Here is a 17,190-nt window from a genome sequence, read left to right as displayed (position 1 = left end):
CCTCATGTATTTAGATAAGCCATCAACTGAGGAACCAGTGCCAAAGAAGAAAAGAAAAGGCCTTAAAGATTATTTTGATTTTCGTAATAATCAGGTGAATCAAATTGGCTTAATATTTTTTTCGGCATTTGTTTTGGCAACCACTTTAATTTACTTTTTTGATCAACGTTTTACAGAAGAACGCTGGAAAGAAAGTCCTATGAGACGCTACCAAATATTAGAGGATATCATAAATAGAGAACTTTTTATTAATGATACGAAAAGAGAAGTGATTCAGCAATTAGGTTATCCAAAAGAGTCTAATTATAATGAGATAGACCAATTTAATTATTATGTAGGCATTCGTGCAACCTATAATAATGGTGACATTAAACAGCTCACTATAATTTTTAAAAACAATCGCGTCATTAAAACCTTAATAACGCCTAGTAAAGATTAATTTTTATCTAGCTTCTCGATACAATTCCTCATGCTTCGGAATCACTCGAAATGACGTCCTGTTCAAAAAACCATATTAATTAATCATTCGTCAGTTCGAGTGAAATTGCTTTTTCGCAATTTTGTATCGAGAACCTTCCTTTACCAAATCATCCAGTCTTCACTTCATTTTCATAAAATATCATTAGTTCATTTGTAGGCCATTTCAGGTTATCGAAACTATTATACATACGTCGAATACCATATTAACCTGAAAATCAGTGCTTATTTTAGAAGTTTTCAAAATAAAAGCTATAAATTAATAATTCCGCAAAAATCATTTCAATATCAACTTCAAATTTGGTTGGATAGATTTTTTAATAGTAATTTCCAAACGCTATTAATCTTATAAATCATTAAAAAATGAAAATCGGAGTCCCAAAGGAAATTAAAAACAATGAAAATAGAGTTGGTATGACACCTGCTGGAGTTTTCGAATTAACTAAAAATAAACACATCGTTTATGTACAAAAAGATGCTGGTTTTGGCAGCGGATTTTTAGATTTAGATTACATAAATGCTGGTGCCATTGTTTTAGATACTATAGAAGATGTCTATGGATCTAGCGACATGATTGTAAAAGTTAAAGAACCTATTGCTGAAGAGTACCCTTTAATACAATCTCACCATGTGGTATTTACTTATTTTCATTTTGCATCTAGCGAACCACTAACCAAAGCCATGCTTAAAAGCAAAGCGGTTTGTATTGCTTATGAAACTGTTGAAGATAAAGATGGCACTTTACCTTTATTAACACCAATGTCTGAAGTTGCCGGAAGAATGGCCATTCAGCAAGGTGCAAAATATTTAGAAAAACCAATTAAAGGTCGTGGTGTATTACTTGGAGGTGTTCCAGGTGTACCACCAGGACGTGTACTTATTTTAGGCGCTGGTGTTGTTGGTATACAAGCCGCAAAAATGGCTGCAGGTTTAGGCGCTCATGTTACCGTAATGGATATTAACATGAAACAGTTACGTTATGTAAATGATGTAATGCCTAGTCATGTAGTTACTGAGTTTTCAAGCGAATATAATATTAGAAAACGAATTAAAGATCATGATTTAATTGTTGGAGGTGTATTACTTAAAGGAGCAAAAGCACCAAAATTAATCACTAGAGACATGTTAAAAGACATGCGTCCAGGAACTGTATTAGTAGATGTTGCCGTAGATCAAGGTGGTTGTATGGAAACGACTAAAGCAACAACGCATGAGGACCCAACTTATATCATTGATGATGTTGTACATTATTGTGTCGCAAATATGCCAGGAGCAGTACCTTATACATCAACTTTAGCTTTAACAAATGTAACGTTACCTTACGTGCTGCGTTTAGCTAACCAAGGCTGGGAAAAAGCTTGTGAAAAAGACGAAATGTTAGCTAAAGGTTTAAATATTGTTAATGGTAGAATTGTATATGAAGAAATCGCAGAAGCCTTTAATTGGTCTGTAGATGCCATGTAACTAAAAGTGATTTTCTGTTACTCTGCATCCTGACAATTTTTCTTAACTCAAATTTGGCGCACTATTTGCTATTCATTTAGTAAATTTACATAAATTAAAAAATCAAATTATGAGTGGAATGATGGGATATTACATACTAATTGGTGCTATTGCTTTAGTAAGCTGGTTAGTAAGTAATCAACTTAAACGTAAATTCGCTAAGTATTCAAAAGTACAATTGCGTAACGGCTTATCTGGTAGAGAGATTGCAGAAAAGATGCTAGCCGACAATGGTATTTACGATGTAGAAGTAATTTCAACACCAGGACAATTAACAGATCATTACAATCCAAAAAATAAAACGGTTAACTTAAGTGAATCCGTTTATAACAAACGTAATGCAGCATCGGCTGCTGTTGCTGCTCACGAATGTGGTCATGCCGTACAACATGCACAAGCTTATAGTGCTTTAGGTATGCGTTCTGCACTAGTACCAATTGTTAGCGTAACATCTGGCATGTCGCAATGGTTAGTTATTGGTGGCTTAGTTTTAGGAGCTGCTGCTGGTGTAGGGTTAGGCTATTGGGTTGCAGTTGCTGGCTTAGTATTTATGGGCTTTGCTACATTGTTTAGCTTTATAACATTACCTGTTGAGTACGATGCAAGTAACAGAGCTTTAGCTTGGTTAAAGAATAAAAATATGGTAACACCAGAAGAATATGCTGGTTCTGAGGATGCACTTAAATGGGCTGCCAGAACGTATTTAGTTGCTGCTATTGGTGCATTAGCCTCTTTATTGTATTGGGCACTTCAGGTGTTTGGTGGAAGAGACTAAAAACTTAAAACATATAAATATCATTAAAGCTCTGAGTAATCGGAGCTTTTTTTATTTGAATTACAACTGAAAATATATACATTAGTTAACTCACTAATTCTAAAACTTAAAATGGAAAATCAATTCCCAAAAAAAATAATGATCAACAGCTTATCTGAAGTAGAGCGTGTTGCATTTTACAAGAAAACCTATTCGCACGTTGCAGGTGGCGTTTTAGTTTTTATTCTTTTTGAATACCTTTTATTACAAAGTGACACTGTAGTGAATTTTATGTTATCAATGACCCAAGGTTATAAATGGCTACTATTACTTGGTGGATTTATGTTAGCAACAAACTACGCTGAAGGAATGGCTATGAAATCTTCTGACAAAAACACACAATATTTAGCCTATGGTATTTATATCTTTTTTGAAGCCTTAATCTTTGTGCCAATGTTATATATCGTTACAACGCTAATGGGTCCTTCTGGTTCAGAAACTCTTTATCAAGCCTCAATTGTTACATTAGCATTATTTACAGGCTTATCTGCTGTAGTTTTATTTACCAAGAAAGATTTTTCATTCTTAAAAACAGGCTTAACCATAGGTTTCTTTATTGCTATTGGCTTAATTATAGCTGGTACTTTATTTGGTTTTAACCTAGGCTTGTGGTTCTCAGTAGGTATGTGTTTATTAGCTGGCGGCTCAATTTTATACCAGACCTCTAATTTGATAAACAAATATGGTGTTGAAGACTATATTCCAGCAGCATTAGGTTTATTTGCATCGTTAATGCTATTATTCTGGTATATCCTTAGAATCTTTATGTCTAGAGATTAATCTATAATGAGATATAAAATCAAATCCCAACTGAAAATTTCAGTTGGGATTTTTTATGAGATATTTTATTTTATCTTGTTTTTTGTTAAAAAAAACAAAATAAGGTTAATATAACATACAAATGCATTAAGTCTGTTGTTTTCAAATGCTTATACCTAACGTAAATTTGCACCTCGAAAAAAGAAAAGTAAATAAGTTATGAAAACAAGTAGTAGGATAAAAACAGAAAGTAAAGTAGGTACAAAAACATTGAAATTTGGTTTTGCCAATTCAATGGTTTGGAATACTAAAAGACGTTATAAATAAAACTAAACATAGTTTAAAAACAAAAAGCCCAACTGAAATTTTCAGTTGGGCTTTTCTAATAGATATTATTTGATTTTGTCACCATTTTTGTCAAAAAAATGATATTCAAGATAAGTGTAAGCATCTCTAGGTAAAACTTTTACCCATTTTTTGTGTTCAAAAAACCACTTTGAACGTACTGATGGAAACCCTTTGGTTAAAAAGGCTGCTATAAAAGGGTGTGTATTAAGTGTTACCTTTTTAAAGTCTTTTTTGAAAATGCGCTCTAGGTCTTGATTTATGCGTTCCACCACTTTAATTGGTGCTTCGATTTCATCTCCTCCTATTAAGTTAGGATTTTCTTCTTTCGTTTTAATATTGCGTTCTGGCCTAACGCGTTGTCTGGTAATTTGTACTAAACCAAACTTACTCGGCGGCAATATTTTATGCTTTGCTTTATCATCTTTCATCTCATCTCTAAGATAATTGTAAAGCGTTTTTCTATTCTCGGCTTTTCCCATATCAATAAAATCGATAACGATAATTCCACCCATATCACGTAAACGTAATTGGCGTGCAATTTCTTGAGCTGAGATCATGTTGACTTCTAACGCAGTATCTTCTTGATTTTTCTCTTTATTAGAGCGATTACCACTGTTAACATCAACAACATGAAGGGCTTCGGTATGTTCAATTACCAAATAAGCTCCTCTTGCCATAGATACTGTACGACCAAATGATGTTTTAATTTGACGTTCTATGCCAAACTTTTCAAAAATTGGAACACCATTTTTATAGTACTTTACTATAGACTCTTTGTTTGGTGCAATTTGATGCACATAATCTTTTACTTGTAAATACATTTCTTCATCATCTACAACAATACCTGAAAATGAATCATTAAAAATATCTCTCAAAATTGAGGATGCTTTGTTCATTTCTCCTAGTACTTTGGTAGGATGATGTGCTTTGTATAACTTTTTACACATTGCTGTCCATCGATCCAGCAAATTTTGTAAATCACTATCGAGCTCGGCAACTTTTTTGCCTTCAGCTACGGTACGAATAATAACTCCAAATCCTTTAGGTGTGATACTTTTAACAAGTCTTTTTAAGCGGTCTTTTTCTTCTTGTGATTCAATTTTTTGTGAAATTGAAATACGATTTGAAAAAGGTACTAAGACAATGTATCTACCTGCAATAGACAATTCTGAACTAATGCGAGGTCCCTTTGTGGAAATTGGCTCTTTAACTACTTGTACTAAAATGGACTGGTTAGACTTAATGGCATTTGCAATTTTGCCATGCTTATCCAAATCCTGTTCTAACGGAAAGTCTTTTAGAGTATAGTCTTTTAATTTCCCTGTGCTTACACGTTTAATGAATTTTAAAAGAGAAGGTAATTGTGGTCCAAGATCATGATAGTGTAAAAAACCATCTTTCTCATACCCTACGTTAACAAACGCAGCGTTTAGACCAGGCATAACTTTACGGATTTTGGCAATAAAAATATCACCTACCGCAAAGTCATTATCCTCTTCGTCTTTATGTAATTCAATAAGTTTTCCATCTTTTAATAAGGCAAAATCAACAATATCTGAACTCGATCTTACGATTAATTCTTTGTTCATGATGTTAATTTATATCTAACTCTTAATTGAGATAGATGGATTTTACTAAATTATTTGACACAGGATGTAATATCCAACAAATCTAGGTGTACTCTATTAAATACTCCTGATTCTATATCAAAGAACGTTTCTTTAAAACTGAAAAAAGTAGTTCTAAAACTACTTTTAACAATTTATTTCTTTTTATGACGATTAGCGCGTCTACGTTTTTTACGCTTGTGCGTCGCTACCTTGTGTCTTTTTCTTTTTTTACCACTTGGCATAATAAATAATGCTTTTAGTTAATATTATATTTTAAATGCTTTCTTAGTTAACCTCAACATTAGATTTAACTCCTTCTAAAAATACTTTAGCAGGCTTAAATGCTGGTATGTTGTGAGCAGGAATTTTTATTGTAGTATTTTTTGAAATATTACGACCTGTTTTTTCAGCTCTTGTTTTAATAATGAAACTTCCGAAACCTCTTAAATAAACGTTATCTCCGCTTTCTAAAGATGTTTTTACTTCTTCCATAAAGGTTTCTACAGTTGCTTGTACGTCACCTTTTTCAATACCTAACTTATCAGATATTTTTGCTACCAAATCGGCTTTTGTCATTTTTACTAGTTTTAGGGTTACTATAATTCTAAGGGATTGCAAATATAGGTAATTTAATTACAATATTTCAAACGTAATTAATTAAAATTTAACGCAATAAACAATTAATTTTACTTTCTCATTTAAAAAGTCAAATGAACTTCAAATTTAAACTAATTTACTGGTACTCAAATAATAAGAGACAACTCCCTTGGAGAGAAACTAAAAACCCTTATTACATTTGGCTGTCTGAAATCATTTTACAACAAACTCAAGTTAAACAAGGCCACCCTTATTACGACGCATTTGTTGCCCAATATCCTACTATTTTCGACCTTGCAAAAGCAACCGAAACTTCTGTTTTAAAATTATGGCAAGGTTTAGGATATTATTCTAGAGCTAGAAACTTACATACTGCCGCAAAACATGTTGTAAATGAACTAAATGGCGAATTTCCTAATAATTATAAAGACTTATTAAAATTAAAAGGAGTTGGAGATTATACCGCAAGTGCTATTTCATCTTTTGCATATAATGAAGTAGCTGCTGTTGTTGATGGCAATGTCTACCGTGTACTATCTCGCTATTTTGGCATTGACACACCTATTAATTCTACTATTGGTATTAAAGAGTTTAAATCCTTAGCAACTTCTTTAATAGACAAAACTCAACCCGCAACCTATAATCAGGCTATTATGGAATTTGGCGCATTACAATGCAGACCCAAAAATCCTGACTGCCATATTTGCCCACTTAAAGATGGTTGTGTAGCACTTCAAAAGAATTTAGTGAGTGTGCTTCCTGTAAAATTGAGGAAAACTAAAGTTACCACCAAATACTACAACTTTTTAGTATGTATAGATAGTCACAAACAGATATTATACGAAAAACGAACAAATAAAGGGATTTGGCAAAACCTCTATCAGTTTCCTTTAATTGAATCTGAAAAAAGTCTAAACGCTGAAGAATTTCATCTTTTAAATTTTGAAAACACAATGTTAAGTACTGTAGATTTTGATTACTCCTTATATAATGAAACTGATATCATCCATAAATTATCTCACCAGCATTTACATACTAAATTTTGGATTATTGACGTAGATCAACTTCCTAATGAAGCTATAAATATTGCTTCATTAACAAATTACCCTACTTCTGTCCTTATAAGCGACTTTATTGAAAGCTTCAATTTTTAAATGGGATATGATTATAGAACCTTAAAGAAATCACATTTTTTTATTACTTTTAAAGTAGTGATAGCAAAAACAGTAACTTTGCATCTTAAAACGAAATAATTATGGCTGGAACATTAAATAAAGTAATGCTAATTGGAAACTTAGGCGACGAGGTGAAAATGCATTATTTTGATGACAAAAATTGTGTTGGTCGTTTTCCGTTAGCAACAAGCGAATCTTACACTAATAAACAAACTAACGAACGTGTTACTAATACAGAGTGGCATAATATTGTGGTTAGAAATAAAGCCGCTGAAATTTGCGAAAAATACCTTACCAAAGGAGATAAAGTATATATTGAAGGAAGAATAAAGACTAGAAAATGGACTGATGATAAGGGTATGGAGCGTTACTCTACAGAAATACAATGTGATGAATTCACCTTTTTAACTCCTAAAACAGATCAACAACAGTCTAACAGACCAAATGCTAATCCTCAATCGCAACCATCTGCATCAAAAAATGCAGCACCACAAGGCGATGATGATTTGCCATTTTAACCATTTAACATTATCATATCTTGGACCCAGAACCCACGGTTTTAATTTCTCATTTGTTAGCTATTAATACGTCTTTTATAACAAGTATTATTATTCTTATTATTTTACTAATGTGTTCTGCTCTAATTTCTGGCGCAGAAGTGGCCTTGTTTTCTTTAACCAAATCTAACTTAGATGAAGGCTTAGAAAACAAATCTCCTGCAATGTTAATAATTGCAACACTTTTAGAACGTCCTAAAAAACTATTAGCCACAATTTTGGTAGCTAATAATTTTATAAATATCGCTGTTGTTTTGCTATTTGCTTACATAGGGGAAACTCTTTTTAATACAATTACAAATACCCTTTTTAGATTTTTGTTAGAAGTTGTTTCGGCAACCTTCTTAATATTATTATTTGGTGAGATTATTCCTAAAATTTATGCCAGTAGAAATAGTGTAAAGTTTTCTTTATTTATGGCAAGACCACTTAGAGTTTTAGATGTGCTGTTTTCTCCTCTAAGTTTACCAATGCGTTTTATAACCATTCAGATTCAAAACAAATTTGGCAAGCAACGCTCTAATCTTAGTGTTGATCAATTATCTCAAGCTTTAGAACTCACCAATGATCAAGACACCACCAAGGAAGAACAAAAATTATTACAAGGTATAGTGTCCTTTGGTAATACCGACACTAAGCAAGTAATGCGTCCAAGAATGGATTTATTTGCCTTAAGCATCAATACTCCTTACGAAACTATAATAAAAGAAATTATAGATAATGGTTATTCTCGTATCCCTGTTTATGAAGAAAGCATTGATACTATTAAAGGTGTGCTTTATGTTAAAGATTTATTACCACATCTTAATAAAAAAACATTCGATTGGACTACGATTTTACGTGAACCGTTTTTTGTGCCAGAAAACAAAAAGTTAGATGATTTAATGGTAGAATTTCAGACCAAAAAAGTACATCTCGCCGTTGTAGTTGATGAATACGGAGGCACTTCTGGATTGGTTTCTCTTGAAGATATTATAGAAGAGATTGTTGGAGATATTAGTGATGAATATGATGATGACGATTTAGTTTACACTAAATTAAATAATAACAATTATAGCTTTGAAGGAAAAACACCCTTAAAAGATGTCTATAAAATAGTTGGTATTGAAACTGACACTGAACTTTTTGAAGCTAAGAAAGGTGATGCCGAAACACTTGCTGGCTTCGTTTTAGAGATTTCAGGTGGATTTCCAAGAATAGGAAGTAAAATAAATTTCGAAAATTACGTTTTTACAGTAGAGGCTTTAGAACGAAAGCGCATAAAACAAATTAAACTCACTTTATTAGATCAGCAAAAATGAAACGAATAGTTTTACCCATTTTAAGTCTATTAATGCTAAGTTGTGGAGATGATCCATTACCTAAACCAAAAGGCTATTTAAGATTAGAGTATCCAAAAGCCAATTATAAAAAAGCGACAATACCCTTACCATTCACTTTTGAAAAAAACGAGCTAGCAGATCCAATTAAAAGCATAAAATCTTCTGCTAACACTAATGGTATTGATGTTAATTACCCATCCTTAAACGCAACCATTTACCTCACCTATAAAGAAGTTAAAGATGACAACTTAAATGATTTATTACGAGATGCACAGAACCTTACACAGAAGCATACTATAAAAGCGGATGAAATTTTCAATATTCCGTTTGAAAACAAAAAAACCAAAGTATATGGTATGTTATATGAAGTAGGAGGAGATGCTGCGTCACAATCTCAATTTTACGTTACAGATAGTATTCATCACTTTTTAAGCGGCTCTCTTTATTTCTATGCCAAACCTAATTACGATTCTATTTATCCTGCTGCAGAATATTTGAAAAAGGATATAAGACGGATTATGGAAAGCGTGGAATGGAAAGAGTAATTTATTTAATTTATAATAAAAATGCCACTGAAATTCAGTGGCATTTTCTTATTTAATAAAATATTGTGTTTTACTCGTCGTAATCTTCTGGATTTTGCCAATCCCAAACACCATCTGTTTTAATTACAGGAAAGTCCTCAGTACCACTGGCACCATTATAAACATCAACAGTTACAATATATTTTTGTCCTTCTTCTGCATTTGGATCTAAATTATCTAATACAACACCTATAGCTGTTTTCATTTGAGAATCAGTCCAAGCAGAGCTACCACCAGTTCTATTAAAGTTTCCGTAACTATCTAAATTACCTGCTGCTGATTCAAAACCAGGTTCTGTTAATAAAGTAGAAGCAACTAAACTATAATCAGAACTCGCTACAGTATATCTAATAGTATTATCTGGTACCCATATTCCATCTGTAAAGCCAAATTGTAACGTAGCGACAGAAGGCACCCATTCACCACTTGTAAAAGTGTATAAGTTCCCTTTAGTTACTGTAGACCCTTCATAATACTTATAAACCACAAATAAAGTCTCATCCTCTTGCGCATACGGATAATTTATGTTCAAAAATTGAGGTAAATAATCTGCAGGTAAAACAGAACTACTAAAGTTATTATATTGACCTGGTTGACCCGATGAAGTACCCATTGAATCATAATCTCCAGATGATAAATAATATACATTGTCAACTAAATCCCATTCACTACCTGTATATTTATAATACATATTTTTAGAAAGAGTTTCTCCTTCAACACCAGGCACTTTTACTAAAACTTGTTCTATTTCCCAAGTTGCACCAGTTGTTATATCTGACTCGTATTTGAATCCAATATGAATAGTTTCACCTTCATATGCAGACAAATTATAATCATCAGATGTAAAAGATGACCAGCTATCACCTGTAGGTGATGGTGATACTTCAATATTTGTCCAAGTTGCAGTAGTAACGTCATCTACATAATCTGTTGATATCATAATATTATACCAATCATCACCAGCTGAATAATTTAATATCTGAGTGACCTGAAATAGAGGGTTTATTTCGGTTGATAAATCAATTGCTGGAGAAATTAACCAATCCTCATTGACATTACTCCCAGGAAATGTTGGTGAACCATCCATTGTTGCACCATATTGCGTACCAGCCCAAGCTTCATCTCCAGAAACACTTTGAGTTTCCCAGTCTAATAATGTTTGAGCTTCAACAAAATCTACATCAACTAAATTTGAATACCCTTCAATTGGTTCAGCTGTATATTCATTATACTCAACAAGAACCACTTGTCCTTCTATCGCAGTAGAAAACTGCATAGTCAGAATATCATTTATATAATCAGACGCATATTCGTTTGGGTAAAACCCTACTGCATTTAAATCTCCTTGCGGATAATCTGCTGAAGTTAACTCATAATAATCTGCATTTACGTAAAGACTTACATCTTCAGGGTTTCCGTCATAAAGATTATAATTAACAGTTACAGAAGAACCTTGTCCCCAAAAAGGGTATTTAGAGCTCAAAAAATCTGGTAACATTAGTTTAGCATCATCAACATCACTAAATGCCTCATAAGTTTCGTAAAAATCTGCTTCTTCATCTTCTCCTTGTTCAACTAAATCAGCATAATCTTCTGATGTTAATGTATATTCAGTTGATCCCTCAACAGAGTTATCTTGTGAGTCAATTTCGTTATGAATATCTTCTACGGGATTACAACCCACAAAAGCCATACCTATAAAGGATAATAAATAAATAACTTTTTTCATATTACTTTTTTTTTTAAAATTTAATTGTTGTTCCGAAACTGAAAGTTCTTCCAAAACCATAATATACTAATGCATTTTGAGCATTAGAACCTGTACCATCTAGTGCATCAGCGATATAAGTCGTATTAAATACATTATTTAATCGTGCAGTTAAAGAAGCATCAAAAATACCTAATTTGAAACCATGAGTAAACGCAGCATCAAAAATACCATATGCAGGCACTTTCCAAGCATCCTCTCTAAAAGTTTCATCACTTCGATCACTTGGGTCAAAATCAGCATAAAGATTATCAAAATAATTATAATCTACGGTAAATCTTGTTTTGTCAGTAAATTTATAATTAACTCCAAGTGCTAAAGTTGTTTGGGCTGCATCACCTACATGTAAGTCTGCAATGTAAACATCTAAAGTTTCAACAACCTCTTGTTCTTCATTTAATATTTGTACATCAGTTACATCATCTTCCCATCTCCAATCTCCTAACGATACCATACCTGTTATATTCAACTTATCTGTTGCTCTATATACAAAATCAACCTCTATACCTTGGTGAATTGCATTAATACCTAAAATATTAGCAAAACCTGTTTCATCATCATTTAACTGAAAAGGAATTGTTTCAGTTCTGTCTCTCCAAGTAGTTCTATATAAGTTAACATTTGCAGACAATTTATTACCTCTAAACCCATAACCTAATTCGAAACTTAAAATCTTTTGATTTTCCGCATCTCCATTTATTTCCTCATTATTAAATTCAGGAAAAACAGCATCAAAATCTGGAGCTTTTTCAAAATATCCTAAATTAGCAAATACGTTGTGATTTTCTGTTAATCTATAGTTTGCACCACCTTTAGCACCAAAACCAAAGAAATTATAACGGTCTGTTTCTCTTAAAGGATCGTCTGGAGTATATTGAAAATAATCAATTCTCTTATATGAAGTATTCGATGCTGACAAAGAAACGAATGTATTAAAATCCTCATTGACGTCATACTCAACTTGAGCAAAAGCTCCTAACCAACCTACTAAGCCATCATTATAATATGAAACTTTATCTCCAACCTTAGATACACCTGAAGGATTGTTAACGTTATCTTCATTAATAATAAATTGACCACCTAACAAATCCGTAACTTCTCTAAAGTGAATTCCCTTATAGTTTCTAAAATCTAATCCACCAAGAAAGACTAAATCATCTGATAAATCTGATTTTAATGTCGATAGGATACCGTACCAATTGTGATCATTTCTAGAAGCTCTCAAAGCAGCACTAGAACCGTTAGCTCCATGAGCAATATTTTCTTCAACAATTCTATCAAAATCTAATGGGCCAAATTCACCAATACGGTAATCGGCACTTGTAAATTTAAATCTTGCATCTCCTTCGAAACCTGGAGTCTCAGCATCACTACCAAGAGTTCCTCCACCTCCACCAGAACCAAATGAAGCATAAGCTGCAGTGGATATAGTTGTATTCTCACTTAAATCCCAATAATGATTTAATGAAATCTGTGGCTTGTGGTAAAAGTTATCTTCAATAGATGTTACTTGTCCATTTTTATAACCCCAATCAGCGTTATATTTAATCCCATCTTCACTTTCTCTATAAGTTTCAATTAACTGTCTATTTTGTCTTTGTCCGTGACGTTGTTTTGCCCCAAAAGCAGTAAACGACAATTTGTGCTTATCATTTATTTCTTTAGAAACATTAAGAAAATATGATACAGCATTAAAAGAAGTACCTTTTACATAGCCATCACCATCAGTTTTTGCTGCAGAAACTGTAGCTGCAAAACCATTATCCATTAAACCAGTAGAATATGTTACTCCATATTTTTTATAGCCATCGTTTCCGATAGAAGCCATAACATTTCCACCTTCTTCTACATCTGTTGTTTTTGTTAAAATGTTGATAGTACCACCTACAGAAGGAACTGCTACTTTAGCAGCACCAAGACCTCTTTGAACCTGCATAGAACTTGTTACATCTCCTAAACCTGCCCAGTTACTCCAATAAACAGCACCATTTTCCATGTCATTTACAGGAACACCATTTATCATTACTGCAACATTCTCTGAACTAAAACCACGTAAGTTAATACGTCCATCTCCATAGCCACCACCTGATTTGGTAGCATAAACACCAGGTGTAGATTTTAAAACCTCTGGAAATTCCTGAGTACCTAATTTTAATGCAATGTCAGCAGCTTTTACTGTTGAAACTGCGACTGGAGTTTTTCTATCAACTGCGACAGAAGCAATGATTTGAACCTCATCCAAACCTAAATCACTAGACTGTAAAGTAACAGTTCCTAAATCAGTGTTTCCACTAAAAGCAAACGTTTGACTTACGTAACCAACATAAGTAATTACAATTTCACCAGAATCAGAATTTGAATTAAGGGTAAAATTACCATCGAAATTTGTTGTTGCACCATTAGTTGTTCCCTTTACTATTATGTTCGCACCAGGAAGTGGTGAATTCATATCACCATCGAGTATCTTACCAGTGATAGTAGTTTGTGCATACATAACTGTAGAGAACAATGTCAGTACAGCAATACATAAAAAATGACTAAATTTTTTCATATAAAATTTAAGTTAATTGGTTTTATAATTATCGCAAAATTACACAGCTTAAAAAGCTGATACATTAACTTAATGTTAACAATTCTGCAAAACGAAATTAATTATAATATCCTTAAATTTTATGTATGCATAATAGATTTTATTAAATGTTTTTAACAATTTTTAACAATTATCCTTATAAAACGCTATTAGACTTTGCGTAGAGGAGTCGTGAGACGTACTATTTACTTCTTCATTTAGTTCGTTTAGTATAGATTTAGCCAATTGCTTACCTAGTTCCACACCAAATTGATCATAACTATAAATATTCCACACAATACCTTCTACAAAAATCTTGTGCTCATACATAGCGATAAGCTTACCTAAACTCTCTGGAGATAATTTTTGTATTAATAATGACGTCGTTGGCTTATTTCCTTCAAACACCTTAAAAGGCAGTAATTTAGAAATTTCTTCTGCCGAAAGCGACTGTCCTTTCAATTCAGATAACACTTCAGCTTCCGTTTTACCATTCATTAAAGCTTCTGTTTGTGCAAAGTAATTAGACATCAATTTATTATGATGATCCTTGTTACCATATAAAGATTCAACATAACCTATAAAGTCTGTTGGAATTAATTTTGTGCCTTGATGTATCAATTGAAAAAAAGCATGTTGAGAGTTGGTACCTGGCTCTCCCCAAATTAGGGTTCCGGTTTGATAATTTACTTTGTTTCCATTTCTATCTACACTCTTACCATTACTTTCCATGATACCTTGTTGAAGATAGGTAGCAAATTGATTTAAATACTGTGTATACGGAATAATAGCCTCACTTTCTGATTTAAAGAAATTGTTATACCAAACGGTTAACAACGCAGAAACAACAGGAATGTTCTCATTAAAATCTGCTGTTCTAAAATGCTCATCCATTTTGTGTGCACCTTCTAATAAACTTTCAAAATGTTTATAACCTAAGGCCAAACTTATAGATAGACCAACAGCACTCCATAATGAAAAACGACCACCAACCCAATCTTTCATTGGAAAAATATTCTCTTCATCTATTCCAAAGTTTTTTACACTTTCAATATTTGTAGAAACGGCAACAAAATGTTTAGAAACAGCCTCTTTTGGTTGAGACTTTAAAAACCAAGCTCTAATAGAATTAGCATTAGATAAGGTTTCTTGAGTTGTAAATGTTTTTGAAACAATAACGAATAATGTTGTTTCTGGATTTAAATTTTTAATGACTTCTTGATAATGATCACCATCCACATTACTTACAAAATGAGTAGTGAGTTGGTTTTTGTAATACTGTAGTGAATCTACCACCATTGCTGGTCCGAGATCAGAACCTCCAATACCAATATTAACAATATCTGTGATGGCCTTGCCAGAATGCCCTTTATGAGCACCACTAACTACAGAATTAGTGAAATCTTCTATCTTTTTCTTAACCGCATGCACTTCTGGAATCACATTTTCTCCATCAACTAAAACTGTAGCATCCTTAGGTGCTCTTAAAGCAGTATGTAAAACAGCTCTCCCTTCAGTTGCATTAATGATATCTCCATCAAAGTATTTTGAAATAGCATCTTTTAAATCTAATTCATTTGCCAACTCAATTAACAAATCTAAAGTTTGGGTTGTGATTCTGTTTTTAGAAAAATCTACATAAAAGTCTTCCCACTTAACCGTTAAGTCCTTTGCTCTTTCTGCATCTGAGCTAAATAGATCTTTTAGATGTTGAGATTTAATAGAATCGAAATGTGCTTGTAATTTTTTCCAAGCGTTTGTAGTTGTCGGGTTAGTTGCTTTTAATGCCATTATTATAAATCTATAGTTAAATCTTGTGTTATTGTGTTCTCTGGCTCAATTGGTTCAGCCTCCAAGAAAAAGATATTATCTAATCTTTGTTTTATTGGTTTAATATGTTCTAGAAATTTTACTTTTAAGCTATCAGAAATGGGTTTAGCCTCTGGCAATTTTTGCTGAAATGGATCTACCTCTCTTCCATTCTTCCAAAAACGATAACATACATGCGGACCACCAGTATTACCTGTCATCCCAATTTTACCAATAATATCACCTTGCTTTACAAAATCACCTTTTTTCACTAAGCGCTTACTCATGTGAAGATATTGCGTTGAATAGGTATCATTATGTCTAATTTTTACAAATTTTCCATTTCCACCACGTCTTGTAGATTCAACTACAGTTCCGTTGGCTGTTGCCATTATGGGTGTACCAATTGGTGCCGCAAAATCAGTTCCTCTATGTGGTCGGACTTTATTACCGTAATATGCAATTCGTCGTTTTAAATTATAGCGCGATGATATTCTACTAAATTGAACAGGAGCTTTTAAAAATGCACGTCTTAAATTCTTTGCATCTTCGTTAAAATAATCTACTATACCTTTAATAGAATCGGTTTCGAACTGAAAGGCATAAAGAGAATCTCCATTATGCTCAAAATAAGCTGCCTTTACATTATGAACACCAGCATAGATAGTATCATCAATATATTTATCTGTATATATAACCTTAAAACGGTCACCTTTTTGAAGTCTTCTAAAATCAATAGTCCAAGCATAGATTTCATCGGCCATTTTATAGGCTAACTTTTGACTCAAACCTTTGTCTTCTAATGTTGAAGAAATACTACTTTCTATAATACCAGTTGCTGTTTTTTCTATATAGGTCACTGGCTTTTTATTGGTATAGGCATGAATAGAATCCTTTAAATTGATAACCACATATTTTATTGGGTCAGTCTGATAGATAAAAGTTTCTGGTTGAGGCAGACTATCTAATTGTGATTCTTTTGAAAACAACAAGGTATAAGGTTTCCCTGGATGTAATTTTGTAATATCGAAAGTGTCTTTAGTTTTTTCAGCAATTTGAAAAATATCTGAATATCCTATATTATTTCGTTGTAAAATTTCACCAAAACTATCACCTTTATGAATGGTATCTCGTTTTACTATGTAGTTATTGATATCGAACCCAAATTCAAGAATTTTTTCTTCTTCAACTATTTCTGAAAGTTCCTTTTCGTAGGCCACTTCATCGGAATTATCCTCTTTACAAGCAAAAAATCCTATTAAAAATATCGTTAGTACTGCTAAGCGTTTTAACTGCAT

14 protein-coding genes are annotated in these 17,190 nt (G+C 32.7%); 8 read left to right on the top strand and 6 right to left on the bottom strand.

Going from position 1 to position 17,190, the window contains the following annotated elements; all coding sequences use genetic code 11:
- Positions 1-4: 4 nt before the first annotated feature.
- The 4 genes from ACJJVO_RS13715 to ACJJVO_RS13700 all read left to right on the top strand — a co-directional run bounded on the left by ACJJVO_RS13715 (position 5) and on the right by ACJJVO_RS13700 (position 3,574).
- Positions 5-439, top strand: coding sequence for a hypothetical protein (locus ACJJVO_RS13715; RefSeq protein ID WP_405575081.1), 435 nt, complete (start codon positions 5-7; stop codon positions 437-439).
- 401 nt (positions 440-840) lie between these two features.
- Positions 841-1,941 carry an alanine dehydrogenase gene (gene ald, locus ACJJVO_RS13710; protein WP_405575079.1) on the top strand — a complete coding sequence of 367 codons (1,101 nt, stop codon included), beginning with the start codon at positions 841-843 and terminating at the stop codon, positions 1,939-1,941.
- A gap of 118 nt (positions 1,942-2,059) precedes the next feature.
- Complete coding sequence (locus ACJJVO_RS13705; protein WP_405576957.1) at positions 2,060-2,755, top strand: zinc metallopeptidase; 696 nt, start codon at positions 2,060-2,062, stop codon at positions 2,753-2,755.
- A gap of 111 nt (positions 2,756-2,866) precedes the next feature.
- A complete protein-coding gene (locus ACJJVO_RS13700) occupies positions 2,867-3,574 on the top strand; it encodes a Bax inhibitor-1 family protein (protein WP_405575077.1) in 708 nt (235 codons plus the stop codon).
- Between the two features lie 371 nt (positions 3,575-3,945).
- Here ACJJVO_RS13700 and ACJJVO_RS13695 read toward each other — a convergent pair whose 3' ends face one another.
- Positions 3,946-5,490, bottom strand: coding sequence for an Rne/Rng family ribonuclease (locus ACJJVO_RS13695; RefSeq protein ID WP_405575076.1), 1,545 nt, complete (start codon positions 5,488-5,490; stop codon positions 3,946-3,948).
- A 306-nt stretch (positions 5,491-5,796) separates the two neighbouring features.
- Positions 5,797-6,087: an HU family DNA-binding protein gene (locus ACJJVO_RS13690; RefSeq protein WP_008270198.1), complete on the bottom strand. Its 291-nt coding sequence runs from the start codon at positions 6,085-6,087 to the stop codon at positions 5,797-5,799.
- Between the two features lie 134 nt (positions 6,088-6,221).
- Here ACJJVO_RS13690 and mutY point away from each other — a divergent pair, with 134 nt between their 5' ends.
- The 4 genes from mutY to gldD all read left to right on the top strand — a co-directional run bounded on the left by mutY (position 6,222) and on the right by gldD (position 9,707).
- Positions 6,222-7,262: an A/G-specific adenine glycosylase gene (gene mutY, locus ACJJVO_RS13685; protein ID WP_405575074.1), complete on the top strand. Its 1,041-nt coding sequence runs from the start codon at positions 6,222-6,224 to the stop codon at positions 7,260-7,262.
- A 101-nt stretch (positions 7,263-7,363) separates the two neighbouring features.
- Positions 7,364-7,801 (top strand): single-stranded DNA-binding protein, encoded by a 438-nt coding sequence (locus tag ACJJVO_RS13680; protein WP_405575072.1) that lies wholly within the window; start codon positions 7,364-7,366, stop codon positions 7,799-7,801.
- Positions 7,802-7,821: 20 nt separating this feature from the next.
- Positions 7,822-9,141, top strand: coding sequence for a gliding motility-associated protein GldE (locus tag ACJJVO_RS13675; protein ID WP_405575071.1), 1,320 nt, complete (start codon positions 7,822-7,824; stop codon positions 9,139-9,141).
- On the top strand, positions 9,138-9,707 hold the full coding sequence (gene gldD / locus ACJJVO_RS13670) for a gliding motility lipoprotein GldD (RefSeq protein ID WP_405575069.1): 570 nt from the start codon (positions 9,138-9,140) through the stop codon (positions 9,705-9,707). The genes ACJJVO_RS13675 and gldD overlap by 4 nt, the downstream gene beginning before the upstream one ends.
- Positions 9,708-9,777: 70 nt before the next feature.
- On the opposite strand, the gene ACJJVO_RS13665 is transcribed toward gldD, so the two are convergent.
- The 4 genes from ACJJVO_RS13665 to ACJJVO_RS13650 form a co-directional block, all read right to left on the bottom strand.
- The gene (locus ACJJVO_RS13665; RefSeq protein WP_405575067.1) at positions 9,778-11,475 is read right to left on the bottom strand and encodes a choice-of-anchor J domain-containing protein; all 1,698 of its coding nucleotides are present in this window, start codon (positions 11,473-11,475) and stop codon (positions 9,778-9,780) included.
- 13 nt (positions 11,476-11,488) lie between these two features.
- Positions 11,489-14,065, bottom strand: coding sequence for a TonB-dependent receptor (locus ACJJVO_RS13660; RefSeq protein WP_405575066.1), 2,577 nt, complete (start codon positions 14,063-14,065; stop codon positions 11,489-11,491).
- A 162-nt stretch (positions 14,066-14,227) separates the two neighbouring features.
- A complete protein-coding gene (gene pgi / locus ACJJVO_RS13655; RefSeq protein WP_405575064.1) occupies positions 14,228-15,874 on the bottom strand; it encodes a glucose-6-phosphate isomerase in 1,647 nt (548 codons plus the stop codon).
- Between the two features lie 2 nt (positions 15,875-15,876).
- Positions 15,877-17,190 carry a peptidoglycan DD-metalloendopeptidase family protein gene (locus ACJJVO_RS13650; RefSeq protein WP_405575062.1) on the bottom strand — a complete coding sequence of 438 codons (1,314 nt, stop codon included), beginning with the start codon at positions 17,188-17,190 and terminating at the stop codon, positions 15,877-15,879.

Origin of the sequence: Winogradskyella sp. Asnod2-B02-A (assembly GCF_045063645.1) — a bacterium.
Classification (GTDB): Bacteria; Bacteroidota; Bacteroidia; order Flavobacteriales; family Flavobacteriaceae; genus Winogradskyella.
Note: the sequence above shows the minus strand (reverse complement) of the source record. Positions and strands in the feature narration are given on the sequence as shown.

Coding starts and splice junctions, on each gene's coding strand:
- ACJJVO_RS13700 (WP_405575077.1), top strand. CDS start 2,867: ATGGAAAATCAATTCCCAAAAAAAATAATGATCAACAGCTTATCTGAA.
- pgi (WP_405575064.1), bottom strand. CDS start 15,874: ATGGCATTAAAAGCAACTAACCCGACAACTACAAACGCTTGGAAAAAA.
- ACJJVO_RS13690 (WP_008270198.1), bottom strand. CDS start 6,087: ATGACAAAAGCCGATTTGGTAGCAAAAATATCTGATAAGTTAGGTATT.
- ACJJVO_RS13660 (WP_405575066.1), bottom strand. CDS start 14,065: ATGAAAAAATTTAGTCATTTTTTATGTATTGCTGTACTGACATTGTTC.
- ACJJVO_RS13695 (WP_405575076.1), bottom strand. CDS start 5,490: ATGAACAAAGAATTAATCGTAAGATCGAGTTCAGATATTGTTGATTTT.
- ACJJVO_RS13665 (WP_405575067.1), bottom strand. CDS start 11,475: ATGAAAAAAGTTATTTATTTATTATCCTTTATAGGTATGGCTTTTGTG.
- gldD (WP_405575069.1), top strand. CDS start 9,138: ATGAAACGAATAGTTTTACCCATTTTAAGTCTATTAATGCTAAGTTGT.
- ACJJVO_RS13705 (WP_405576957.1), top strand. CDS start 2,060: ATGATGGGATATTACATACTAATTGGTGCTATTGCTTTAGTAAGCTGG.
- mutY (WP_405575074.1), top strand. CDS start 6,222: ATGAACTTCAAATTTAAACTAATTTACTGGTACTCAAATAATAAGAGA.
- ACJJVO_RS13680 (WP_405575072.1), top strand. CDS start 7,364: ATGGCTGGAACATTAAATAAAGTAATGCTAATTGGAAACTTAGGCGAC.
- ACJJVO_RS13715 (WP_405575081.1), top strand. CDS start 5: ATGTATTTAGATAAGCCATCAACTGAGGAACCAGTGCCAAAGAAGAAA.
- ald (WP_405575079.1), top strand. CDS start 841: ATGAAAATCGGAGTCCCAAAGGAAATTAAAAACAATGAAAATAGAGTT.
- ACJJVO_RS13650 (WP_405575062.1), bottom strand. CDS start 17,190: ATGCAGTTAAAACGCTTAGCAGTACTAACGATATTTTTAATAGGATTT.